Source organism: Actinoplanes sp. NPDC051513 (assembly GCF_044454685.1).
In the GTDB taxonomy this organism is placed as follows: domain Bacteria; phylum Actinomycetota; class Actinomycetes; order Mycobacteriales; family Micromonosporaceae; genus Actinoplanes.
This window is the reverse complement of the sequence record NZ_JBITDW010000008.1, coordinates 412087-435342: the sequence shown is the minus strand read 5'-3', so window position 1 is coordinate 435342 and position 23256 is coordinate 412087. Positions and strand designations below refer to the sequence as shown.

The window sequence follows — 23256 nt, the reverse complement described above, 5'->3', positions numbered from 1 at the left end:
CGACCAGCCCAAGCAGGGCATCCACCTCAATGATCGGCGCGTCACCAGCACCAGCACCATCTACCGATGCAGTGAACTTCTCTCCTTGAGGACCGGATCCGCTGCGCCAAAGACACCGGCCTGCGCCGGCTACCGTCCCGCGAGTTCGCCATCAACCAGGCCTGGTGTGTTGCGGCCGCGATCGCCGCGGACCTGATCGCCTGGCTGCAGATCCACGCCCTGGACGGTGATCTCGCCACCGCCGAACCCAAACGACTGCGCTACCGGCTGCTGCACACCGCCGCCCGACTGACCCGCGGCCAACGCCACCGCTGGCTACGCATCCCCGCCACCTGGCCCTGGGCCACCCAACTGTCCGCCGCGTTCACCCGGATCGCGGCGATCCCCGCACCCGGCTGACCCCCGGCCGGCCCGACGCCTACGACCGGAGGACCCCAGGAGACCGCGCCCACCGCCGCGACAGACGGCCCACCACCATGCCCAGACCGCGACACCCATCAACGTCAATCGATCAAAGCGGCCTGGCCGACCCGGCAGCCGTCACCGGCGAATCATCGAGGCTAGGCATGACGCGAGTCGTAGGCGCGCTTTATCGGCGGCAGTGGAGTATGCCGTGGTTGTGCGCTATTTCGGTTGAGATGCCTCCAGAATCCCATCAACGATAACCGAGAATCCTAGGTATAGGTGACTCAGCCCGGCAGCAGCTTCAAGGAACTCCAGTCGATTTAGTGCGGCATGCTCCTCGGTATCGTTCAGCTCATTGAAGGCATCCCGATGCTTGTCCCAGTGGATCAATTCGCCGTAGTTGAAAATCTCGATTATTTCTCGCGGTGTCTTTCGCCCGCCGCCAACGGTTACTGTCTTGGCGCCGTGATGCCTGCCGACTGCGATTGTCTTCAAAGGGGCATTGAGGAGGTCGGCGTGTGCAGATCGCCAGGCTTGAAGAATGCCTTGCCGCTTAGCGGATAGCTCGTCCGAAATTTCATGATTGCGTCGGCCTAAAAGGTTCCTCACGGTACTAAAACTGGCGCGCTCATCGTTAGCAAAGAGCTGCCTGAAGGTAACACTGAAGCCAACAGTCGCATCATGAGGAGAGGAAACAGACTCGGTGGAGACTACCTGCCCTGCCGACGTATTTGTCACCGTGATAGTGGCTTTTTCTGCCGAGTTCAGGATTGTCGTGGATGCGAGCCGCCTTGCAGTCGCCGAGTACCTGGAAAGTGTGGATATATCTTCATCGTTCGCCAGTATCAGCGGAGGGAACTCGGCCGGGTTCGGAAGTTGAAAAGCGGCCCATAGCAGATTCCATTGGAATTGGAAAGCCTGAGGCCTGGTCGCCAGCTCCGCCAAGGGTGGCGCGTAGGGAAGGCTGCCTGCGTCTACATCTTGATCCGACATCTAACCTCCTAAGGTACGGCTCACATCCGACTGCACTGGCCCCAGCTCTTGAGATAAACGAGTCACCTACTCAGGCGTGACGGATGATGGAACCCCTGAGGCTAAGGAGTAGCACTTAAGCATCGACAGCCGCTGCGTACCTCATTGCCGCTGCTACCGAACTGCTCCAGGGTGAGATCCGAAGACGATCCGCGCAACCGCCACAATGCCCTGAAAGGTGGATGCGCGGGAAGCGAGGATCGGATGCTAATAAGCTGTGGACCTGGCGTCAAGGAAACGATTATTGGCCTGTTGGGCAGCGATGCCGGGACATTGGAACTTAAACCGCACGCATTGCCAACAAGTGGCTTTTTGATATCCGTCCCGGAATTTTCCATGGCAGGAAGGGGGCGTTGGGGTGAGACCGAAATTGAAAACTGGTGGAATCGCGTCGAAGGTCTCTGCACTGAAGTTAGGCCTTGGTTCGCAGAGCTACGCCCCATTCGCTGGATTGGCGAGCGACTGGGCCTGAGCGGCGAGGAGTCTGTGCTCTTTGCGGGAACCTGGAATGAAGGCCACATGAAGTGGTTCGACGTCAATTTGCATGTCCGCGACGATCTTGAGGTTGGCGATCGGATCAGCCTGACGGAGCTTCACCCGGCGAGCAATCCGTCACCAGCAAGCCGCTGGCAGGAAATACGTGGCCAGATCCGGCATCCCGATGCGTTGGACATAGCTCTTTCGGTAGGCCGGAGTCTGCATCAGGCGGAGATATGGGAGTTGGACAAACGCCTGCCGGACGGCGGCCGAACTTGGCCAGTATGGTACTAGCTTCCGGCACTTCGTGGGTTCATTGACTACCACGCGAAACGCGATGTCGCGAGTACTCGAACACGCTATATTCGGCAAATCAGTGCATGCGAACCGTTGCTGGTTACCGGGCGGCAGCATAGGTATTCGAGTGGTGTGTTTGGGCAGGGCTTCACTGGCTGTGTTTCCCTGCGTAAGTGGTCCAGTTGCCGCTCGATTCGTGGACCCACCTGGTTGCGGTGCCGATATGGACCCCGAGTAGGTCGGCGATGACGACGGCGGGGAGTTCGGCTGCGAGTTGGAGCATGGCGGTGTTGCGGTTGTCGCGGGTGTGAATGCCGAGGGCGTTGAGCCGGTGCATCAGGGTGGCGGGGTCCGCGGGTCGGTCGGGTTGTCGGCCGGGGAACAGCCACTGGTTGGTGTGGAGGTTGCCGGCCATGCCGACAGGGCGTCGTTCGGGGAGCCGGGCAGCGAGGTCGGCCAGTGGGGACGGGAGTTGTAGCGCGGCGGTGCCGATGGTGAGCAGGGTGATGCCGTCGGCTTGGCGGACGTGGCCGGTGGTGAGGCGGGCGATGCGGGTTACTGGCTGCGCGTAGAGCAGCACGAGCAGGCCGGCGAAGCGGTCGCTGACGGTGGCGCTGGCATCGTCGTTCAGGAGCGTGCGTGCCAGGTGCCAACGGTGTTCGTCGGCGGCGAAGCGCAACGGCTGGGTGGTCCGTCGTTTCGGTAGCTGGACCCCGGTGATGATCTTTCGGCTCGTCGCCCAGGTGAGGAACGAACGCAGGGCGCTGCTTGTCAGGTAGGCGTCGATGTCGGCTTGGTGCAGGGTGTCGAGTGATCGGTCCTGTTGGCGGAGATCGGTTAGCAGACGCGCGGCGGCGGTGATCTCGTGGCGGGCGCGGTATCCGGAAGCCGGCCAGGTCGCGGGGCGGGGACGGTCGTTGCGGAGGCGGTGGATGACGTGCCAGGTGGCGTAGGAGCGCAGTAGACGACGGTCCTGCGGGGTGTCGATGGCGTCGGCGGTGCGTTGCGCGAATGCTTCGAGCCGGGCGAGGTGTTCGTTGCGTTCGGGTAGGGCGCCGGCGGCGACGAGCATGCGGCGCAGGTGTTCGACGGAGAAGCCTGGTGGTTGCTGGTCGAGGGCGTCGTGGGTGAGCGGGAGCTGCTCGGCGGCCAGCTGCGCGAGGAGGGTGGCGCCGCGGCTTCGGCCGAGCCAGCGGAGGCCAGTGGCGGGATTGTCCACTGACAGGACGGCGTCGCGGATGGGTTTCAGCGCGGGCAGGATGGTGCCGTCCGGTTGCACGAGCAGTTCGTCGAACCGGTCTGTCAAGTGGCAGCGCCAGCAGATTGGCTGTCGGGCGGTGGTGGTGCCTCGGCAGCGGGTGACGGTGCCGCATCGGGTGCAAGCGGTGATGGCGGCCTGGTGGCAGGTGCCGCATAGGTCCGCGGAGTTCGCGGTGGCTTTCACGCGGACGCGGCGTATTCGCCCGCATCCGCCGCAGAGCCGGTTCTCGTTGCGGTAGCAGCACGGGCCGAGGGTCTCGGTGTGCCCGCCACGGCGGCCGGCCCGAACAACCGGGTGGGCGAGTTCGCCGCAGCGGTCGCAGGGCAGCTTGGGTTGGCAAGACTTGCGGTAACAGTTCATGCAGCGGGCGGTGCCGTCGGCGGCGCGCGCGTTGACGCGCTTGGTCTGGCCACAGCCGCCGCAGGGTTCCCAGGTCGCTGGGTCGCGGTGGTGACAGTTGCGGCAGCGTGGACGCCCGTCGGGCATCCGCCGGTAGACCGGTTTGTCTCGTTCGCAGCCTGCGCAGATGGCTCGGCTCACGGCGCGTCGTCGCCGACGATGCGGGCTCGCTTCGGTCGGCGAGCCTGCGGCGCGGCAGGAGTCTGGCCACCGGCGGCTGAGGCTTTGCGAATGCGGCCGCTGCCGGTTTCGACGGTCGGCTCGAAGAGGTCCGCAGCAGTGCAGCCCAGGATGTCGCAGAGCGCGGCGAGGACGGTGAGATTAAGCCGTTCCGGAGTTTGGGCGACGAGTCGGTAGACTTGAACCGGCGACAGGTCGATGCCTCGTTCGGCCAGGTGCGGGTGGATGTCGGTGGTGTGGAACATGCCCTTGGCGGCCATCACCTCGCGCAACCGCCACCGGTAGCCGACCCTGCGTGTCATCGGTGGCTCTCCTTCCCGAGGGCTGGGCCGAGAGCTCGGCGCAGCATGGTGTTCTTGAAGTCGGAGCTGACGCCGGTGTAGAGCGCCGTGGTGGAGCCCCAGGCGTGCCCGACCTGCTGTTGGACGAAGAAGGGGTCGAAGCCGTCCTCGATCAGATGCGTGATGTAGGAGTGCCGCAGGCAATGCGGGTGTAGCTCCGGCGGCAGGCCCGCCTCGTGGCGATATTCGGCGAACCTCTTGTTGATCGACACCACGGCTATCCGGCCGCCGCGTTCGGTGGGCCATAGCGCGGGTCGCTTGCCCGGTTCGTATAGGCCGCGGATGTCCTCGACGTATTCGCTGAGCACGTCGACAGCCCAGGGCATCGTGGTCAGCACGTTGCGGCGCCGGGGCGGGGAGCCCTTTACGGCCTTGCCATAGCGGACGTTGCACATGCCGTACCGGCCGAACTGCGCGGCGGCGGCGTTGCGGGTGAAGTCGCTGACGTCCAGCATCGCGACCTCCCGTCGCCGCAAGCCCCAGGCGTAGGCGACTTTGAACAAGGTCGCGTCCCGGAACGCCGCCAGCCAGCCCTTGCGATTGAGTCGCCGGGCCCGGTCGACCTGTTCGTCGGCGAAGTCGAAGAACTCCTGCAACTCGGTCCGGGTGAACGGGCGCACCTCGGGGCGTGACTCGTGGTCGCTGGTGTGCCGGGCGGTGTTCCACTCGTGGAAGATCTGCACCGGGTAGGTGCCGAACTCCTGCTCACACCGGTCGGCCCACCCGTACCGGGCGTCGGTGACGAAGTTGCAGAACAGCGCGACGTCGTTCTGGTAGCCGCGGATGGTCGAGTGCGTTCGGCCGCTGCGCAGTTCGGCGGTCCATTCCTCGACGTCGGCCGGCGTCCACTGCCACGGGTACGAGTCGACGAACCGCGCGAACCGGCGAACCGCGTCCACTCGTTGCTTGCGTGTCGAGGCGGCCAGCAGTCGGCTTGCCTGCTGGCGATCCCATCCGGTCAGCATCGCCGCGAACATGGCCTCGGCCGGATCCAGGTGCCGAACGATGCGCCGGTCCGCGAGCACGAGATGCGCAGCGCCTGGAATATCGACCACCCGAACGGCCATCCACGACGCCCTTCATCAGGAGACGGAATCCTTCTTCTGATGAAAGAATACTAAGTGGACACCCGGATGATCCATGGACCAGGGCCATAACGGTAAGGTCTCCTCGCGGACGAAGTTCCCGCTGGTGACAGCTTCGTCGACCGTTTGCCAACCGTGCGAATCCATCATCAGATGAAACTTTCAATCTTTTTAGTACATGCTGATGTGGACGTGGTTGGTGTGCCAGCCGGACGGGTCGTCTCCGCCGTAAGGGTTGCCGTAGGCGTGCCATCCCTGCTCCGGCGTCCAGATCATCCGGAACCAGATGACGTACATGATGCCCAGCCGGTCCGCGTTGCCGACGGCCCAGGCCGCCATCGCGTCGCCCCTCGCCTTCTGAGCGCCGGACGCTTCGCGACCGGGGGTCATCATGAAGTCGCACGCGCGTCCCTTCGGGTGTTCGCCGTGATCGTCGACTCGGAAACAGCCGGGCTTTGGCCAGCCGGCGGCGGTGGCTTGCTGGGCGAGGTGCAGCGTGCGCGGGGTGATGCAGCCGGTGCCGGTCGTCGGATCGGGGACGATGGAGCAGGTCTCTTGGGGCCAGGACCCGTCCGGGTTACGGGGCGCCGGTTCGGCGCTGCCGAACGCCATGGCCGAGCAGTGGAGCGCGAACTCGCCGGTTCCGTACTGCTCGACGAGGCGTATCGCATCGGTGGTCCATTTCGCGTACGCGTCCGGGTATGCCGAGATCTGGACCGCCTGGGCCGCCTCGGTGAGCGGCATCGTCTGCCAGCCGGGGACGGTCTTAAGCTTGTCGTAGAACTTGCCCGCCTGGTAGGCAGGCTCGGCCAGTTGCTCAGGGGTTCCCCATCCCTGGCTCGGCCGCTGCTGGAATACGCCGATGGAGTCGTGGTCGTCGTCGTCCCCGAGGTAGGGCAGGTTCCGTAGCCCAGATTCCTGCATGGCGACCGCGATGGCGATGGTTTGTCCCCAGCTACCGACATCTTTGGTGACACCGACCTGGACGATGGTCGCGGCGATGGCGAGTTGGTCGGTGTCCCAGTGCCCGGCGTCCGCCGGCTGCGCGGAGGCGTCCGTACTGGGCGTGGCGGCCACGCACGCGCTGGAGCCGCCGCCCATCACGGCGGACATCAGCAGCACGGGCGGCCCGAAACAGGCGAGGATGACGAGGGTGACGATGCCGAGGACGGCTTTGATCATGGGCGATGGCCTTTCCGTGACAACAAAAAGGCCGGGCTGCGCGCAAGGGCGCGGCCGGCCGGGGCAGAGGTAACGGTTGGTTAGAGGCGGTGAACGAGGCAGAGCACGCCCTCGTGCGTCTCGTGGAGCAGGCTGGCGGTCCTGTCGCCGATCTCGGACAGGGGATGGCCCGAGCTGATCGGGGTGGCGTTGCGCCAGTCCCAGTGGCCCGGCAGCAGGCCGGGCACGTACCAGAGCTCGTCGTGCCGATCAAGGAACATTGCGCCGTTGATCTGCGGCACGAGCAGGGTCATGGGCTGGCTCGCGCAGATGGTCAGGCAGCGGCCGCGGGGGTTGTTGCAGTCCGAGCGCGGCTGTCCGCGGTGGGGGCATTCGCGGTCGCAGGCCAGGTCAAAGGCGGGGCGCGAGATGCGGTACATAGCTGTCTCCTCTTGGGTGGTGAAACACGAAAAGGGCCGTGGGCCGCCCTCGTGAGCGGCCCACCTTGAGCGGTTGGGATCAGGAGCTGGGGTTCGCGAGCAGGTGTGCGGACGCTCGGAGCAGGTGTTCGATGACCGCGCTGGCGTGGTAGAGGTCGTGCCGGGTGTCGACCGCTCCGGCGTTCTCCCAGTCCCAGGTGCCGTTTGCCAGGGCCGGGACCTGCCAGAGGTCACCGCGCTGGTCGAGGAACAGTGCGCAGTCCCAGCGGTCGGCCAGCAGCGTGATGGGCTGGGTGGCGCAGGTGATGGTGCAGGCGCAGCCGGGCTCGTTGTAGGTGGCTCGGGTCTGCCGGTAGTGCAGGGGGCAGCGGCAGTCGCATGGGCGCTGCCACGCCAACAGGTAGGTGAGCATCGTGACTCCGTGTGGTGTCGAGGGGATTGAGGTGCGTCAGGCGGAGGGCGAGATGATGCTGGTGCCGCCGGGGCCGAGGAGTTTGTCGTGCTGGACGGCTCGGGTTTCCTCGGCGGTGAGCAGGTAGGCCGGCAGCCACGGCACGCCTTCGTGCCAGGCGCGGTAGAGCCGGTGGACGCCGTCGATCAGCAGCGCGGCGGGCGGTATGGCGCCGACGCGGACCCGGCCGAGGAGCACGGGCTCGGTCAGGTCGGTGCTCATCGCGTACAGGCGGTCGATGCCGTCCGAGGTGGGGCCGATGAGGTTGACCCTGGTGGGATCGTCGAGGCGGGTGAGGCCGTACGCGGTGGCCCACGTCGTGACGTCGAGGGCAAGGGCGTCGCGGGGCGCGGAGGCGATCAGCGCTTGCGCGGCGTCGATGTCGAACACCCACGGCCCGAAGTGGAACCACTGTTGCTGGCGGCCGGTCATCGGTCACCTCGGGGCGCGGTGAGGTGGGCGTAGATCCGGACGCATTGCAGGATCAGCCCGTGCGACGGCAGTTGGAGAAGCCGCCGCCGTTTGTCGTCGCGCAGGTTGTCCCAGATCAGGACGGTGACGCTGGCCGACCACATGTCGATCAGGACTCCGTCGATCTTGAGGATCTGGCGGTCGGCGACGATGCGCCGGAGGGTGTCGATGAGGGTCGCGTCGCCGACCGGGTGGTTGGCGTCGTCGGGCCGGGCTGCGTCCGGCAGCAGCGTGAGGCAGTCCTCGCAGGTGTAGCCGGCGCGGGGCGGGTCTTCGGTCTCCCAGCGGCGAACCTGGTCGGCGGGTATCCCGCAGACCGCTTGGCGCGGGTCGCGGGGATGGAGCAGGTGCGGGGTCATTGGCTCGTATCCGTTCTTGTACGAGCCGGGGCACGTCGACCCGCGCGGGCCAACGTGCCCCGGGCGGGTGAATGGGTGGAGGTGGTCAGACCTTCAGCAGATCGAAGGCGACCAGCTTGAGATCGCCGGTGGTGCCAGTCAGCACCCGGTTGGCGCGAACGGTCTCGTCCTTGGCGGGCTGGTAGTGGTCCAGGTACTCCGTGATCGTCTGGTACCCGGCCCACTTGCTTCCCCAAATGGCCCTCTGGGTGTCGGCCTCGCGGATCAGGTACTTCAGCGTGCCGAGCCGCTGCTTGGCATTGCGCTGCGTGGTCTCGGAGGCGTTGTCCTTGACCGGCCACACCTGCCCGACCACCTGCTCGAACTCGCGCATGGGCAGCGCCTCGTTCAGCATCCGCTCGGCGGCCTTTTCGAAGGTGGCCATGTAGTTCCACATCAGGCCGAGGGCTTCACGGGCCTGACTGATCTGGGAGCCGACGTTGGAGGTGTGCCGGAAGGTGTAGTGCCCGACGGCATGCTCGAACGCGGCCCGCTGGGTGTTGGCGCACACGACCCGGATCGGACTGGCGTCCACCCGCAGCGCGGCGGTGCCGTCGTGGGATGTCGTGCCGATCAGATAAAGGTCCATCCGGTCGACTCCGGCGATCTCCATCACGTTCGGGAGCTTGAGCGTGACGAACACGCTCTTGCCGCGCCGCAGACTGCCGGCGGTCTCGAAGTGGGCGCCACCGACCTGGTCCACGAGCCGGTCGAGCATCTCGGCGCACTGCTCGTTCTGGACCACGGTGTAGTCGGTCCCGACGATGCCCAGATACTCCGTGGCCCCGGTGACCGGGTTGCGGCGCACGGTCAGCTGCTTGTCGTCGGCGGGGATCTGCACCTCGATGCCGTCGACGATGTCGAGGCCGACCGTGCGGATGGTCCGCACGCCCCAGTCACCGAGCTTGGCGGCGGCCATGATCTCCTCGGCCTTCATGGTGTTCTGGGTGACGGTGCCCAGTCGGTGCCAGGCCGAGAGTCGGGCGCTGGCGAACGCGGTCGTGCCGTCGGCGAATTGCTCGAGTTCGTGTGGCACAGGGGTTCTCCTCTCGGATACGGGTGTGGGGCCGAGCGGCCGCTCGGCCCCACGACGGGATGTGTGTGGTCAGGACTGCTCGGTGTCGCTGGTGTCCGGTTCGTTGTTGGTCTGCTCGGACAGGTCCCCGCCGTTCTCGGCACCGTCGCTGGCGCCAGGCTGGTCACCATCCGTCCCGGCCTCGTCGGCGTCCTGGTCGTCGGGTGCTTCGACGACGAACGTCAGCGGTGCTTCGGAGACCAGCAGGATGTTGCCCGCGGCGGCGGCCTTGGTGCAGTTGTTGCGCACCGCCCCGGAGCTCACGTTGCGGCCACCGAGCTTGGTACTGATCGCGGTGGCGATCTCCTGCGGAGTCATCGGCCGGCCGGGGTTGGCGGCCAAGACGGCAATGGTCAGCTTCTCCAGCTCGCCCCTTACGAAGGGCTGGTTGCCGTCGCCGTTGACGGTCGCGTCGCTGCGGTGGCCCACGGTGCTCGAGTCGTTGTTGAACGTGCGCGGGGCCAGCCGGGTGGGCATCTTGACGACGTGGGTCTCGTCGTCCGGACCGACAATGTGCAGCGTCCCGTCCGGGCGGATCAGGCTCTGCACCGCCGCCACAGCGGCCGGGGTGCTCGTGACGCCGCGGATCACCTGGAAGCACAGCGCGCAGCGCGGCGGCTCCGGGTTCGGGTCGACCTCGCTGGCCTTGGTCGGCCCGGCGATCCACCGCTCCGGCTGGTCCGGCTTGGGCGGCAGGCGGCGGGCGGCGTCGGCCTGCTCCATCGCGGCCAGCAGCCGGATGGTGGTCGGGTGGCTGATGCCGCTCTCGGCGACGATCACGTCGACGGTCGCGCCGTCGTCGCCGTAGTCGGCCAGGACGCCCTTGATGGCCATGACCTTGCGGTCGCCGGGACGTGTCGGCGCGACAACGGTCGGACGCGTCCCCGTCTCGGCCGGGGTGCCGGTGTCGTCGCCTTCGTCGTCCTCGTCGCCGTCGCCGTCGCCGTCGCCGTCGTCCTTGTCGGACGTTGCCTGCTCGTCGGTGGCCGCGTCGCCGTGGTCACCGGGTTCCGGGTCCTGGCCGTCGTCGCCGAGCGGCTCGTCGTCGCCGGTGCCCGGCTCGTCGGTCGAGTCGTCGTTGCTCTCGTCCAGGCCGGCGGCGGGCTCGTCGCTGGGGTCGGCCGCGTCCAGCGCGGCGACGGCGTCTTCCGACAGGGCCCAGCGGGCGGGCGTGCCCTCGGCCGGGTCCGCGCCGAGGTCGACCTCGACGATGAGACCGGCCTCGGACAGGGTCCTGATGGCCTTGTCGGTGGTCGAGCGGGCCTTGCCGGACTTGTCGGCCAGCTCGTGGACGTTGCCCTGGCCGAGTTCGACCAGCGCTTTCAGGACGGCCTGCGTGGCAGGCGTCAGGGACTGGAGTTCCATGGGGTTTCCCTCCTCGGGAATAAGGGGTGCCGCCGGCACGCGAATGCGCAGGGGCGGTGGTGTGCCGGTGCGGGCAGCGGCGGTTTCCGGGCGAGCGCGCCGAGCCGCGCCGCCGCCGGGGTGGATGCCGCGTGCACGCGGTCCGGAGATCGGGATGCGATGCCGCGTCGGGCGGTCAGCGGCGGGAGATCCGCCGTTGGCCGGTGGCGCGCAGGATGTAGAGGCGGGACTCGGGATCGCGGTAGATCCCGGCGAGTCCGTGGGAGAGGCGAACCGGGCCGGGGTACTCGGCGGGGTCGAGTTCGACGTCGGACTTGTGGATCTGGACCCGTACGGGTCGCCCGGCGATCTGCTGCCTGCGGAGGTATTCGTTGTGCGGCAGCACGATCAGGACGGTGTCGCCGGGATTGATGTAGCGCCGATGCACCGGCTGCACGGGGTTCGTGGCGACGTACACCGTGCGGTCGGGGTCGTCGATGAGCTTGTCGAGGTGGATGCGGGCACCCTCGTAGTCGCTGACGTGGCCGCTGATCTCGCTCAGCGTGCTGCTCAGCGTCGTGGCCGAGCCGGTCAGGTCGTCGCCGTTGATGAGTTGGGTCCGGAACTCGTCCACCGCGAACAGCAGCACCTCGCGGGCGAGTCGCAGCTGGTCGGCGGCGGCCGGGAGGTGCGCGGCGGCCGGGACGGGGTCGGTGGCGTGCTGGTCGAGGGTCCGGCCGGTGGTCCGCCAGATCCACCACTCCACCAAGTCGAGGTACGGTACGGGGATCTCCCTTCGTGAGTCGTGAACACGCCGAAGACCGGTCGCAGCGGGGCTGTGACCGGTCTTCGAGGCGCTCGGATAGGTGATGGGTCAGGCGATGGCGACGGCGCACAGCCGGGCGCGGTTGCTCAGTCCGCGCAGGTACATGCAGGCGTCGTTGAGGAAGCGGAGCCGGTCCGCGGCCGTGTCGGTGGCGGGCCGCATGATGCGTCCGTCGGTGGTGATCAGCGCGTCGCCGATGAGGGCGACTCGCCAGTAGAGCCCGGCGTAGGTGGCCTCGCCGGCCTGGTAGAGCGACAGCTCGTAGGGGTCGAAGACATGGCCGCCGGCGTAGGCGAGCATGGCGAGCACCCGAGGCTGCTGCTCGAAGCGGCGACGGGCCTCGGTCAGGGTGACCTTGGCCGGATCGGCGTGGTGCTGGGCGAGGAAGTCCTCCCAGACGCGGGCGGGCCTGGTGGTGGCGTTGATGTGCATGTGCCAGGCACCCCAGCGGGCGATGGCGTCGTTCGCGGCGATCATGGACATGCCGGGGAGGTCGAGGCGGCTCTTGCGGCCTCCGGCGGCGAGGGTGACGGCGCCGAACTTGCGGGCGGCGTCGAGCAGGTAGTACCCGAGGAACCGGGTCAGCCAGCCGATGAACCGGGGGTGCCGCACGCGGAAGCGGCGGGCCGGGGTGCCGCTGGCATCCATGAGGTCGTTGACCTTCTCGCTGGCGGCGAACCAGTCGGCGTCGTCGCCGGGGTTGAAGCAGACGGTGACGACCTGGTCGGTGAGGGGGTTGTTCGTGGGCATGGCGGTGCTCCCTTCGCGAAGCGGGTTGGGGCTGGGGTGGTGCGGGGGTGCTGCCACCGGATCGCGGCGTCTGGACCGGCGGGAAAGGCTGCCGAAAAGATGCGCGGGGCGCAGATCACGAGCCGACCGAAGAGGTGGGCTATGGGGTGAACTGGGCCGGGCGCGGGGCAGTCCCGCAGGGGGGTCGAGACGGGCGGCGGTGCGAACAAGAAGAAAAAAGAAGAAGCTGTACCGTAGCTTCGTGACCTGACAGCGCCGCCTCTGTCAGGATCCGCGATCATGCCCGTGACCTGCACTGACAGGTTCGGTCGCGGAGCTGTCAGCGCCTGTTAGAGCAGAAAGACGCCGTCGTCGTAGTTGGGGTTCTCCGCCAGGGCCTCGCCGTGATCGCTGGGCAGCTCGGCCAGCGCCACGCGGCTCGTGGAGCCTCGTGGCAGCCATACGCGGGTGGCGGGATCGCTGGCGTGGATAGCCGTCGCCACTGGGACGGCGGTGTGCTGGCCGGGCAGCAGCCGGTGCAGATGCTCCTCGCGTTGCTCGCTGCCGAGCCAGAACAGCACCGGGTATCGGGCGCCGCCACGGTGGATGAGATCGCCGTACTTCTTGAGTTTGGCGACCACCCGGCGGCCAAGGGCTTCGGTGCCGGTGTCGGTCTCCAGGAAGAACCCGACCGTGATGCCGTCTGTGGTCCAGAGGCCGTGCCCGTCGGCGGTGATCGTCCGGAACTGCTTGTGGGTGATCTGCTCGGACCACCACCGGTCAAGCCGGGCTTCGTCGTGCCGGCGGGCGTGCTCGGTCAGCCGAACGAAGAACTCATTGGTCAGCACGAGGTGGGTCAGGTGCGGGTTCGCCGACAGCCGCTGCACCGTCTGGTTGCTGGACCGTGCGGTGGGCTCGGGCCGTTCGTGGGCGGCGGCTTGGAAGCGGTGTCCGTTGTGGCCGAGCGTCCAGTGCCACGGCTGGCTGCCGCCCCCGTCGCGCGGGAAGCGGAACCGCTCCACCAGGTCCAGGGCGGCCAGCTCGTTGAGGCGCAGCTGGCAGGTGCGCCTCGCGGCGAACAACATGCGGTGGATCTGGCCGGTGGTCAGGACCTGATGGTCGTCGAGGAGCTGAAGCAGGAGCCGGTCACGGCTGGTGATGTGGGGATAGATGGACAGCAGGCTGGCCGTCCGCGATAGCGGCATAAGGATCACCCCCGGTGGAGAAGGACGCCCTGTAGGGAGTCTGGACGTGTGGATCTTGTATCCGGGACGGTCGTGAGGCAGGTTTGCCCAAGCCACGCACCTGACAGGCGACGTGCGGGGGGCTCGTCTGGGGCCTCGTGTCGCAGACACCCCCAGACGAGCCCCCGATGCCGCACCCGGACGAGCCCCCGGAAGCACCGGATTGTCAGCGGTTGCGGTCGGCCATTCGCCGCTTCATCGTCGCGCGGGCGATTTGCTGCATCGGCGGTTCCTCCCCGGCAGGAGTGTTCGCGGCGGCACACGCCAGCCGGATCGCGGTCGGCTCCCCGTCCGCCGGGGCGGGCGGGTTGGTGACGAAGGTGAACGCCGGAAGTTCCCGGTTGCCGACCAGCAGCCGGGCGGTCGCGGTGAACACGTCGAGGTGGGCGAGGTCGTGCTCGTCAACCTCGGGTTTGGTGTGCCGCGACAGCTCCCGCGCGTCGGCCGGGTCGACGTTGAAGAACACCTTCGACCGGGCGTTCGCCGAGATCGCCGCGGCGACGTCCTTCGGGAGCTGGGCGAGGTCCTGATGGGCGAAGGCCATGCCGAGCCGATAGCCGCGCGCCTCGGCCAGCATGTCGCCGACGCTGCCGGGCAGCGTCAAATAGTTGTGGACCTCGTCGACGTAAAGGCAGGCGTCTTTGCGCCGATCCTCACCGATTGCGGCGCGGGCGATGGCGGCCTGCCACACCCGGGCGACGATCAGCGAGCCGAGAATCCGGCTGGTCTCCTCACCGAGCTGCCCTTTGGGTAGCCGGCACAGCAGCACCCCGCCGTCGAGGACCTTGCCCATGTCGAACGAGCTGTGCGCGTTGCCGATCACGCTCTTGACGAAGTCCCGCAGCAGGAACACCCGCAGGCGAGCGAGGACGGGGGCGATGACCTGGCCGCGGAACTGCTCGTTGATGCCGTCGTACCAGAGCCAGAACCCGCCGAGCCCGTCCGGATCGTCGAGGCCCTGGGTGAACCGGCCCCGGAACTGCCGGTCCTGCAGCAATGACGGCACCAGGCTCAGCGTGGGCTTGGCGTGCCGCATCAGCGTCAAACAGGCCACCCTCATGGTGTCGTCCATACGCGGCCCCCACTGACCCTGGAAGATCTTCGCGAAGATCCCGACCAGGTTGTCCACCGCCAGATGCGGATCACCCTGATCGTCGAGGGGGTTGAAGCAGGCCGGGTTATCTTGGTCCGGGTCGATGAGGTGGATGCGGCTGGCGTGGCTGGCGGGGAGCCGGTCGAGGATGTCGGTGATCAAATCGCCGCGCGGGTCGATGACCACCGTCCCGCGCCCGGCCTTGATGTCGCCGAGGATCAGGTTCAGCAGCAGCGTGGACTTGCCGACGCCAGTCTTGCCGACGATGTGCATGTGCTGCCGGGCGTCGATGACATTGAGGCCGACGCTGTGGTGCCCGACCTGCGAGCGGCCCAGGATTTTCACCCCACGGCCGCCGCCCGGCACCTGCACCGGCGCCGGCACCGCCTTGGCCCGAGCCCGGTCGAGACCCGGCACCGCCAGGTCCTGCGGCAGCCCGGCGAGGGCCGCGAGCTCCGGCACGGTGGCCAGGAAGCCGCGCCGCAACCGGCGCCCGGCGAGCGTGGCGACCGGCTGCGGCATCTTCATCCGCCGGAGCCGGTTCGGGCCGGTATACGCGGCGGCGGCCGAGGCGATCGTGTGCCCGAGCCCGGCAAGCCGCCGCTGAATCTCCGTGGCCCGCTCCGGCGTAGGCGGGCTCTTGTCCGGTTGCGCGGCGACAGCGAACCGGACCGCGATCTCGAAGTGCGGCACCCTGATCGCCTTGTCGACCACCGTGCGCGCCTCGGCCCCGGCGACCGGATCCCGATCGGCCGCCCGCGCCGCCGTGGTGTGCGCGGCGGTGCGGGGCCGCGGCGGCCCAGGAAGGAGTACCTCGAGGAACCAGAGCAGCGGCTCGATCGCCAGCCGGGCCGCGCCAGCGGCGGCCCGGGTTGCCGGATCGGGCCGCCCGTGCGGGTGGCCGCTGGCCGTGGCCGCCGACCGGCGGGCCGCCCGCACGCGGCGAGCGGACGCGGGCCGGGCCAGGACTTGCACGCACGCGTACTCGCGGTGCCAGACCTCGGCCCCGGCCGCCAGCAGCGCCCGCAACGGGTCCGCGTCGTGCTCGACGCGCAGCGGCAGCACGTCGGCGTGCTGGGGCCAGTGTGCCCCGCCCGCCTGCTCGCCCACCGTCGCCGGGATTGGCGCGTCCGCGTCCTCGACGGTCATGGTCGCGGCGGGCCACGCCGCGCGGACAGCGGCTTCGACCGCGCCGGGCGGGACGGTGCCGGGCACCCACACCCGGATGGCCAGGGCTCGGCCGGTCCACGTGTATTCCCAGCCGACGTGCGGGTAGCCGTACACCCGGCGCCGCCACACCGACGGCGTGAGCACGCCGACGAGGGTGGTCCAGAACGCGGCGGCGGCTTCGGCGGTGACCTCCGGCGGCGCGGCGATCGTCACCCACCGGGCGCCGGTCACGAAGCGGCGGTGCCGCCAGTTCAGGAGTTGGTCGTTGCCGAAAACCGCCGCCACGATGAGAGCGGCGGCGACCAGGCCGAGCCAGGGCCGGATGATCACCCAGTGGGCGAGGTCGGCGGGCCAGGTCGGGGCGGTGGTCATGCGGCCACCTCGCCGATCCCGGTTACGGCGATCTTGTGCTCGGCCGCCGAGCCGACGCTGCGAAACGGGATCCGCGATCGGCCCGCGACCAGAAGGCCCTCCCCGCGCGGTGCCGACAACAACAGCCGGGCCTCTCCGGCGGTCAACCCGAACGCCTCGGCAACCACGTCGATCGACTGAGTGGACTGACGCATCAAGACCTGGGTCGCGGCGTTGGACACCACGGCCAGGCCGAGGTCGGTCGACAGGACATCGGCCGCGTCCTGGGTGATCACGCACAGCCCGGCGAGGCGTTTACGGGCGGCCTTGCTCATCCGGAACAGAAACCTTGCGCCCTCGCCATCGCGCATCAAAAGCCATGCTTCGTCGACCACGACGAGCTGCCGCCGCCGGCGCGAACTCGTGACCGGAGCGTCGATACCCGACCAGATCGCGTCGAGCGCCAGCAGCGTGCCCACCGTGCGTAGCTCGTCGGCGAGATGCCGCAGCGACCAGACCACGAGGTGGCTGCCCGGGGCCGCGGTGGTCGGGCCGTCGAAGAGGCCGGCGAAGTTGCCGACCGTCCAGGGAGCGAGGCGGGCGGCGAGCTGGGCGGCGGCGGGGTCGTCGTCGGCCGTCAGCTCGGCGGCGAGGTCGCGTAGCAGCGGTGCGGGCCTGCTCCAGGTGGCCGGGTCGGCGCTGATCCCGGCCATGTTGTAGGTGGCGGTGATGGCCCGGTCCAGGGCCGCTCGTTCGGCCGGCGGCGAGGTCGCGCCGAGCATGACCGAAATCAGCGTGTGCAGGAACAAGCCGCGCCTGGTGAGCGTGTCGGGCCGGTCGTCGGCGGGCAGGTCGAGCGGGTTGACCCGCACGCCGGGCGCGCCGAGCTGCACGACCGTGCCGCCCACGTGCTCGGCGAGCGGGGTATATTCGTCCTCCGGATCGATGATCGACACCGCGGTGCCCTGGTACAGGTTGCGCAGGACTTCCAATTTGACGAAGTAGCTCTTGCCGGCGCCGGAGCGGGCCAGGACGACGCTGTTGTGGTTGTCCTGCGTCCACCGGTTCCACAGCAGCACCCCGTTGCTGGTGGTGTTCAGGCCGTAGAGCACGCCGTCGGGTGCGGCCACCGTTGCGGGGGCCGGGGCGGCGAGGTCTGCCGAGGCGAGCGGGAACGCCGCCGCCAGGGCGGTGGTGTCGAGGATGCGGCGCATCCGCAGCGGGTCCACGCCGATCGGCAGGGTGGAGATCCAGCCCTGCTGGTGGCGGAAGGTGGCCGGTTGCAGGTCCAGCAACACCGAGGCGGCGGCGGACTTCACCCCGGCCGTGACGGTGCGCAGCTCGTCCAGGTCGCGGGCATGGATGGTGACGTAGATGCCGGTCTCGAACAGCTTCGCCGCGCCGCGCGCGACCCGATCGGCCAGATCGGCGGCGTCGGACGCCGCCGCCTCGGTCATCGGGTCACCGAGACGGCCCTGATCGGCGTCCAGACGGCGCGACGATTCGAGCCGGGCCCGCTGGCGTTTGAGCATCGGCGCGGCCAGTTGCGGCGCGACCGGGGTGATGTGGACCGCGACGTCGACGCGGCCGGGGTAGGACAGCAGCGGGTCGAGCCACGCTGGGCCGACCTCGGCCGGGTAGCCGCACACGACGAACGTGGCGGCGTAGCCGTCGCCGACCTTCACGTGGGCCGGGGTGACCGACAGTGCGGCCGGGGAGGGCATGCCGTCGGTGGCCGCGACGTTCTTCTTGGACTTCAACAGGCTCACGATGTGCTCCGCACAGAAATCGGGGCGCCGGGCACCGCGCGGGGGCCGGGCACAGGAGGGGAGAAGGGGTCCACGGCCGCCGCGAGGGCCGAGGCGACGGCCGGCCCGTCGAGCGCGGCGGCTTCGACACCGAGACCGGACAAGGCGCGCACCGCGGTATCGGCGGTGTACTCGCCGGTGAGGATCGCGAGGACCTGGCGGCGCAGCGGATCCCGCTCGGTATCGAGATAGAGCAGGAACGTGGCGTAGTCGACGGCGGCGGACTGCAACGCCGGATGCGTCAGACGCGGCGCGACGTCGGCGGTCGCCTGCGCGTACACGCTCAGGTCGTGCCGTTGCGCGGCAACCAGCAGTTGCGCCGGGCCGGTCAGCGAGTTGAGGAACCGGCCGAACCCGTCCAGCAGCGCACCTTGCTCACTGCCGGTGCGCAGGTGGATGTTCGTGGTGCCGCAGGCGATCAGCACCTTGCCGGTGCCTTCGCTGGTGAGTACTCCGGCCGGGCTGATGCTCGTGACCGGCGAGCGCAGCGGCGCCGGAACGCTCGGCTTGCCGGCCACGGCCGCGACCGAGCTGGCCCGCGCCTTGCCAGGGGCGAGGGTGCGCGGGCTACGCGACAACGCGAAGCCGTGCCGCAGCCACACGTCCAGCGGCTGGCCGTCACGCCGGCCGATCGCTACGACCACGGCGACCGCGAACACGACGATTCCGGCCACGACCCACGCCACCGGCGGTAGCAGCGGCCCGTAAGTGCGGTAGCAGCCGAACCCGAGCAGGCCGGTGCCGCCGATGATGGCGAGCTGCCGGAAGGTCAGTCCGAAGGCGATCCGGTCCGGCTCGTTGACATTGGCTGTTACCACGGCGCGTGGGGTGGTGTCCTGGTCGGTCATCGCATGCCCCGCAGCAGCGGCACGCGGCGGGTGATGCCTTGGACGAACACGGCACGGAGCACGACTCCGCCCATGCTCGGTGATCCCTTGCGGGTCACGAACCGGCGCATCATCGACGGGATCCGGACGGTGACCCAAAGCACGCCGACGACGAGCAGCAGGTTCAGGGTGTCGGAGCCGGGCAGGCCGAGCAGGATCGGCAGGTTCGCGTCCGGATTGATCAGCAGATCGATACCCGCCGAGAACCCGACAGCTTGCAGTACCGGTGTGGCCAGACAGCCCAACGTGGTGCGCCACCACAGGTCGGCTGCGCCCTGTGTCCACGGGGTGGCGTAGCAGGCCAGCGCCACCGGTGCGATCCCCGCGAGGATCAGTAACAAGCCGATCCGGGTGAGCCAGGTACCGACGAGGATGAACATCAGCACGACGATCAGCAGGCCGATGATGGCAACCAGCAGCGCGGAGCCTTCGTCGGACTGTGCCGCCGTGATGCGCGCGTTGACGAAGTTGATCGTTTCGGTGGTCGGCGCGGTCGTGCCGGTCATTGACACCGTCAGGGCGTTGGCGATGCTGATCAGCTCGCTGGTCAGCGGCACCGAGAAAGCTGACAGGACGAATCCGACGACCAGCCGTGGAATCAGCTCCTTGATGCCGTAGCGCATCTGTATCGATTCGCCGGTCATGGTGGCGATGCCGACGGCGGTGATCGCGAGGATGAAGCAGGCGTTGACGATCAGCGCGCTCTTGTCGGCGATCGCCTTGACCTGCGGCAGGACGGTGACGTCCGGCGATACGAAAAGTGTCGAGGCCAGCAGGGTCAGCAGTCCGCTGAGAAGGTCGACGACCTTCTCAGTGAGCCAGCTGACCAGGCCGTCCATCAGCCAGTCGGTCATGGTCGCTCAGCCGCCGAGGATGCCCTGCAGCGCCTGCAGGATCACCGGGGAAAGGACAGCGAGGGCGTAGCCGATCAGCGCGGACTTGAAGTTGCCTTTGGCCTGTTCGACCTGGGCTGGATCGCCTCCGGCGGCCATGTAGCGCAGGCCGCCGATGGCCAGGAACATCGTCGCGACGACCGCGATGATGCCCATGATCCAGCCGGTGATGCCGTCGATGACCTGCGGGATGGTCTTCGGGGCCGCCAGTGGCTGCACGGCAGCGGCGGCGGCGAGCTGGGACAGAAGGGTGAGACTGGTATGCATCGCGGCGCTCCACAGGAGTTCTGCGGGCCGCCGCGGTGGGGGACCGGGCAAAGGTCGCGCTGGTCCGGGTGGGGGCGCTCCTCCCTCGCGTGTGGCGACGGGTTGCGGTGTCAGTGCGCCGCGCCAGCCGTGCCGGACCATCGGGCCTCGCCGGGAACAGAGATGGTCCCCACCGGGCGGGCATGCCGTGGATGACATGCACCGCCCAGATCCGGGCTGTCAGGCCGATCGAACTCGTTGACCTCCTGTCACGCCCTGACAAGATCGGTCACGACTCCAGACCGCCGGCGAAACACCGCGGCACCAGGTTGTGTGAAACGCGAAGGGCCGCACCAGGCGGGGCGCCCGGTGCGGCCTTGTACTTGTCGCGACGGCAGGGCCTTTTCAGGCCGCCTCGTCGATGCCGGTAGAAAAGCGGCACGGGCCGGAGAGGTCGCCTCGGGTGACCGCGGCCGCCACGACTCGTTCAGCGCGGCGGCGCCGCATTCGCAGCGCCGAGGCCGTGGAGCCTTGCTCGGCGGCGAGTTGCTCGATCAGCGCGTCGCCGAAGCGCGTCGCGCTGATCAGCTCGGCGGCTTCGTCGCTGATCAGGCCGGCGGCGGCTGCCCGGCCGAGCAACAGGTCGGGGTGCCCGTAGGGCATGCGCGGGGTGCGGGAGCCGGTGGAGAGATCCAGCGGTAGCTCCTCGCCTTCCTGGTCCTTGATCACGGCGGCCCCGGCGCGCCAGGCGGTCCAGCACATCCGCAGCCACAGCCGCGGCTTGTCGAGGTCCGTGGTCCGCAGCGCCTCCAGGAACCCGGCCAGGACTTCGGAGTCGATGTCGTCGGCGAGCCGGGGCCGCCCTGAGCTGATCCTCGCCGCGAGTTGGGTCAGGGCGGGCAGCGCTACGCCGATCGCGCCGACGACCCAGGCCGGTCCCCATTCGCGGGCGTGGCGGGCAAGCTGCCGCCAGAGGACGTCGGTGGTGTCGCTGTCGTACCGCTCGTACATCAGCAGGGTGCGCAGCCGGTCCAGCGGCAGCGTGGCATCCGGCAGGCCCGGCACCGGCCGGGCGTCGAGCACCAGCGGAGCCGGTTCGCAGGTCAGCAACTCGAAAGCCTTCTCCGCGCTGGTCAAAGCGGTGTCGGCCGTTCGCGTGCGGGTCGTCGTCGCCATGATGGGCCTCCTCAGCGGGGAGCGCTTCGCCGGCTGCGAACGCTCCGAGGCCCCTGATTGGGGCAGCCCGGCCTGACACCAGAAGCGATTGTCAGCTCGGGACAGGTGGTGACCGGTCCGGACAGATTCGCCGCCCCGGAGATCCGCGCGCCGCGTCGGTCAGGTCGCCGGGCTGACCGGTTCTGACAGGACGGGGCCGAGTTCGATCGGCCTGACAGGCGCGCACTGGGGATCGTCAGTACGCCCGCCGGTCCGGGGGCCAACGAACCCCATGGCCGAGAGAAAACCCCAGCAGGCACCGGTTCCCGTCGGGGACATGGTGTACGGCGACCCGCCCGTGCCGATCACCGTGTGGCCGGTCCCCGCCCCCGCTCAGGGCGAGACCATGTCCAACGCGATGGGCGTGCGGCTCGTCCACAACCTCACCCACCCGTTCGACCTGATCACCGACCTCACCGCCGGGCCGCAACTGGCCCGCGCGATCATCGCCGCCCGGCGTCGCAGCCACCTTCAGGACACCCGACCGCTCGGCTGGGACTGGCACACCACGACGCTGATCGTCACTGGATGGCCCCCCAACGAACCCGAAGAGACTGGCGACTTCTTCGACCGCTGCCGCGCGAGCGTCGTGCCGGGCGGCTGCGTCGCGGTCCTGCTGCCGCACGGCGACGTCGTCCTTCCGGTCGACGTCATCGCCGCGGCGAAGAAGGCCGGGCTGGCGTATTTGCAGCACATCGTGGCGGCCGACCGGCCGCCACGGCGGGGTGAGCAAACCCTGCTCGACATCCACACCGACGTGCTGATCCTGACCCGCAGCGCGGCGGAGAACGGAGGTAGTGATGGCTGAGGACACCCTTCCGGTTACCTCGGTCTGGCTGACCTGCCAGCAACTCGCTCGTGACCAGCGCCGGGGCCGCTACATCACGGCGACCTCCGCCCACCCGGGCAAGATGCTGCCGAACCTGGCCGCTCACGCGATCAGCTCGTTCACTGCGCCGGGCGACCTGGTGTTCGATCCGATGTGCGGCTCCGGCACCACGCTCGTCGAGGCCATGCACCTGGGCCGCGACGCGATCGGCATCGACATCGAGCCCCGCTTCACGGCCCTGGCCGAGCAGAACGTCGCCTTGGCCGCGTCGCAATGCGCGGCCGGCACCGCGAAGGTCATCACCGGGGACGCCACCGGACTGCTTGATCTGGTCCCGGCGTCGGCGGTCGGTCAGGTGGGACTCGTGCTCACCTCACCGCCGTACGGGCGCGGGACTCACGGGCTCGTGCGGGCGGACAGTGCCGGGGTTCGCAAGCGGGACCACCTCTACGGGGACAGGGAACGCGGGAACCTCGCCTATGCGGGATGGTCCCGCCTGCTCGGCGGGTTCGCCGCGATCCTGGCCGCCTCGTACAATCTGCTGCGTCCCGGCGGGACCGTGGTGATCACCTGCCGACCGGTACGCCGCCAGCGGGATGACCTGATCGACCTGCCCGGCGAACTCCTCGCCGTCGCACAGTCAACGGGACTGGTCCCGGTGCAGCGGTGCGCGGCGATGCTCGCGGCCGTCCGCGACGGACAGATCGTGCACCGCGCCTCCATGTTCGGGCTGATGGCGGTTCGCCGAGTCCGCGCCGAAGGTGTCCCCGTGCACCTGATCGCACATGAGGATGTCCTCATCCTGCGCCGCTGCTGAACTTCCGCGAGTTCGGCTGAACCCAAATGCTCGACGGGCCGGCGGTGGGAGCAGGGTGGAGGCCGCGCGGCGAACTCGGGTAGCCGTGCGGCTCAGGCATTTTTCGTCCTGAAGCTTCGTCACCGTTCACAACCTGACAGGAAGCCGAAAAGGTGGCGTACGGGGACGGATCGCGATGTCCACGGTGGTGGGTCACTTCGTGGGCCGGTGGCTCCAATCTGACAAGGTAGCGCGGGGCCGCCGGCCGCGGGAGCGGGAGTCCCGTCGAGCGGGACTTCGTTGATGTCCCGCATGGTCCCGCTCGAGCGGGACTATGACAGGGACTGCGGGG

The 23256-nt window shown here is 68.7% G+C and carries 23 protein-coding genes and 1 pseudogene; 4 read left to right on the top strand and 20 right to left on the bottom strand.

The features are described 5' to 3' along the window. Positions 1-84: 84 nt before the first annotated feature. Positions 85-399, top strand: a pseudogene (locus tag ACIA5D_RS27395) (transposase); the annotation flags it as partial. 225 nt (positions 400-624) lie between these two features. On the opposite strand, the gene ACIA5D_RS27390 reads toward ACIA5D_RS27395, so the two are convergent. Beyond that, positions 625-1398, bottom strand: a complete 774-nt coding sequence (locus tag ACIA5D_RS27390; protein WP_396033074.1) for a hypothetical protein — start codon at positions 1396-1398, stop codon at positions 625-627. Between the two features lie 171 nt (positions 1399-1569). On the opposite strand from ACIA5D_RS27390, the gene ACIA5D_RS27385 reads away from it, so the two are divergent. Continuing rightward, on the top strand, positions 1570-2208 hold the full coding sequence (locus ACIA5D_RS27385; RefSeq protein ID WP_396033073.1) for a hypothetical protein: 639 nt from the start codon (positions 1570-1572) through the stop codon (positions 2206-2208). Positions 2209-2359: 151 nt separating this feature from the next. Here the strand turns inward: ACIA5D_RS27385 and ACIA5D_RS27380 are convergent, their stop codons facing one another. From ACIA5D_RS27380 to ACIA5D_RS27290, 19 genes are all read right to left on the bottom strand, one after another. Further along, entirely contained in the window at positions 2360-4012 is a 1653-nt protein-coding gene (locus ACIA5D_RS27380) for a hypothetical protein (protein ID WP_396033072.1), read from the bottom strand. Continuing rightward, positions 4009-4353: a helix-turn-helix domain-containing protein gene (locus ACIA5D_RS27375; protein WP_396033071.1), complete on the bottom strand. Its 345-nt coding sequence runs from the start codon at positions 4351-4353 to the stop codon at positions 4009-4011. The genes ACIA5D_RS27380 and ACIA5D_RS27375 overlap by 4 nt, the downstream gene beginning before the upstream one ends. Further along, complete coding sequence (locus tag ACIA5D_RS27370; protein ID WP_396033069.1) at positions 4350-5459, bottom strand: tyrosine-type recombinase/integrase; 1110 nt, start codon at positions 5457-5459, stop codon at positions 4350-4352. The genes ACIA5D_RS27375 and ACIA5D_RS27370 overlap by 4 nt, the downstream gene beginning before the upstream one ends. A 189-nt stretch (positions 5460-5648) precedes the next feature. Continuing rightward, the gene (locus ACIA5D_RS27365) at positions 5649-6659 is read right to left on the bottom strand and encodes a hypothetical protein (RefSeq protein ID WP_396033068.1); all 1011 of its coding nucleotides are present in this window, start codon (positions 6657-6659) and stop codon (positions 5649-5651) included. Between the two features lie 80 nt (positions 6660-6739). Next, positions 6740-7078, bottom strand: coding sequence for a hypothetical protein (locus tag ACIA5D_RS27360; RefSeq protein ID WP_396033067.1), 339 nt, complete (start codon positions 7076-7078; stop codon positions 6740-6742). Between the two features lie 79 nt (positions 7079-7157). Further along, on the bottom strand, positions 7158-7490 hold the full coding sequence (locus ACIA5D_RS27355; protein WP_396033066.1) for a hypothetical protein: 333 nt from the start codon (positions 7488-7490) through the stop codon (positions 7158-7160). A 36-nt stretch (positions 7491-7526) separates the two neighbouring features. After that, positions 7527-7961, bottom strand: coding sequence for a hypothetical protein (locus ACIA5D_RS27350; protein ID WP_396033065.1), 435 nt, complete (start codon positions 7959-7961; stop codon positions 7527-7529). Beyond that, positions 7958-8359, bottom strand: coding sequence for a hypothetical protein (locus ACIA5D_RS27345; RefSeq protein ID WP_396033064.1), 402 nt, complete (start codon positions 8357-8359; stop codon positions 7958-7960). The genes ACIA5D_RS27350 and ACIA5D_RS27345 overlap by 4 nt, the downstream gene beginning before the upstream one ends. Positions 8360-8444: 85 nt before the next feature. Further along, positions 8445-9434, bottom strand: a complete 990-nt coding sequence (locus ACIA5D_RS27340) for a DUF932 domain-containing protein (protein WP_396033063.1) — start codon at positions 9432-9434, stop codon at positions 8445-8447. 69 nt (positions 9435-9503) lie between these two features. Further along, entirely contained in the window at positions 9504-10838 is a 1335-nt protein-coding gene (locus ACIA5D_RS27335; RefSeq protein ID WP_396033062.1) for a helix-turn-helix domain-containing protein, read from the bottom strand. Between the two features lie 175 nt (positions 10839-11013). Next, positions 11014-11583: a hypothetical protein gene (locus ACIA5D_RS27330; protein ID WP_396033091.1), complete on the bottom strand. Its 570-nt coding sequence runs from the start codon at positions 11581-11583 to the stop codon at positions 11014-11016. 108 nt (positions 11584-11691) lie between these two features. Continuing rightward, positions 11692-12393: a hypothetical protein gene (locus ACIA5D_RS27325; protein ID WP_396033061.1), complete on the bottom strand. Its 702-nt coding sequence runs from the start codon at positions 12391-12393 to the stop codon at positions 11692-11694. Positions 12394-12722: 329 nt separating this feature from the next. Continuing rightward, positions 12723-13577 carry a replication-relaxation family protein gene (locus tag ACIA5D_RS27320; protein WP_396033060.1) on the bottom strand — a complete coding sequence of 285 codons (855 nt, stop codon included), beginning with the start codon at positions 13575-13577 and terminating at the stop codon, positions 12723-12725. A 205-nt stretch (positions 13578-13782) separates the two neighbouring features. After that, positions 13783-16251: a type IV secretory system conjugative DNA transfer family protein gene (locus tag ACIA5D_RS27315; protein ID WP_396033059.1), complete on the bottom strand. Its 2469-nt coding sequence runs from the start codon at positions 16249-16251 to the stop codon at positions 13783-13785. Beyond that, a complete protein-coding gene (locus tag ACIA5D_RS27310) occupies positions 16248-17954 on the bottom strand; it encodes a VirB4 family type IV secretion system protein (RefSeq protein ID WP_396033090.1) in 1707 nt (568 codons plus the stop codon). The genes ACIA5D_RS27315 and ACIA5D_RS27310 overlap by 4 nt, the downstream gene beginning before the upstream one ends. 41 nt (positions 17955-17995) lie before the next feature. Beyond that, positions 17996-18886 carry a PrgI family protein gene (locus ACIA5D_RS27305; RefSeq protein ID WP_396033058.1) on the bottom strand — a complete coding sequence of 297 codons (891 nt, stop codon included), beginning with the start codon at positions 18884-18886 and terminating at the stop codon, positions 17996-17998. Further along, positions 18883-19779 carry a conjugal transfer protein TrbL family protein gene (locus ACIA5D_RS27300; RefSeq protein ID WP_396033057.1) on the bottom strand — a complete coding sequence of 299 codons (897 nt, stop codon included), beginning with the start codon at positions 19777-19779 and terminating at the stop codon, positions 18883-18885. Before ACIA5D_RS27300 ends, ACIA5D_RS27305 begins: the two co-directional genes overlap by 4 nt. 6 nt (positions 19780-19785) lie before the next feature. Then, complete coding sequence (locus ACIA5D_RS27295) at positions 19786-20085, bottom strand: pilin (protein WP_396033056.1); 300 nt, start codon at positions 20083-20085, stop codon at positions 19786-19788. A 384-nt stretch (positions 20086-20469) separates the two neighbouring features. Beyond that, positions 20470-21240: a hypothetical protein gene (locus ACIA5D_RS27290; protein WP_396033055.1), complete on the bottom strand. Its 771-nt coding sequence runs from the start codon at positions 21238-21240 to the stop codon at positions 20470-20472. Positions 21241-21556: 316 nt separating this feature from the next. Between ACIA5D_RS27290 and ACIA5D_RS27285 the strand changes: the two genes are divergently transcribed. After that, on the top strand, positions 21557-22087 hold the full coding sequence (locus ACIA5D_RS27285; protein WP_396033054.1) for a hypothetical protein: 531 nt from the start codon (positions 21557-21559) through the stop codon (positions 22085-22087). After that, positions 22080-22925 carry a TRM11 family SAM-dependent methyltransferase gene (locus ACIA5D_RS27280; RefSeq protein WP_396033053.1) on the top strand — a complete coding sequence of 282 codons (846 nt, stop codon included), beginning with the start codon at positions 22080-22082 and terminating at the stop codon, positions 22923-22925. The genes ACIA5D_RS27285 and ACIA5D_RS27280 overlap by 8 nt, the downstream gene beginning before the upstream one ends. Positions 22926-23256: the final 331 nt, after the last annotated feature.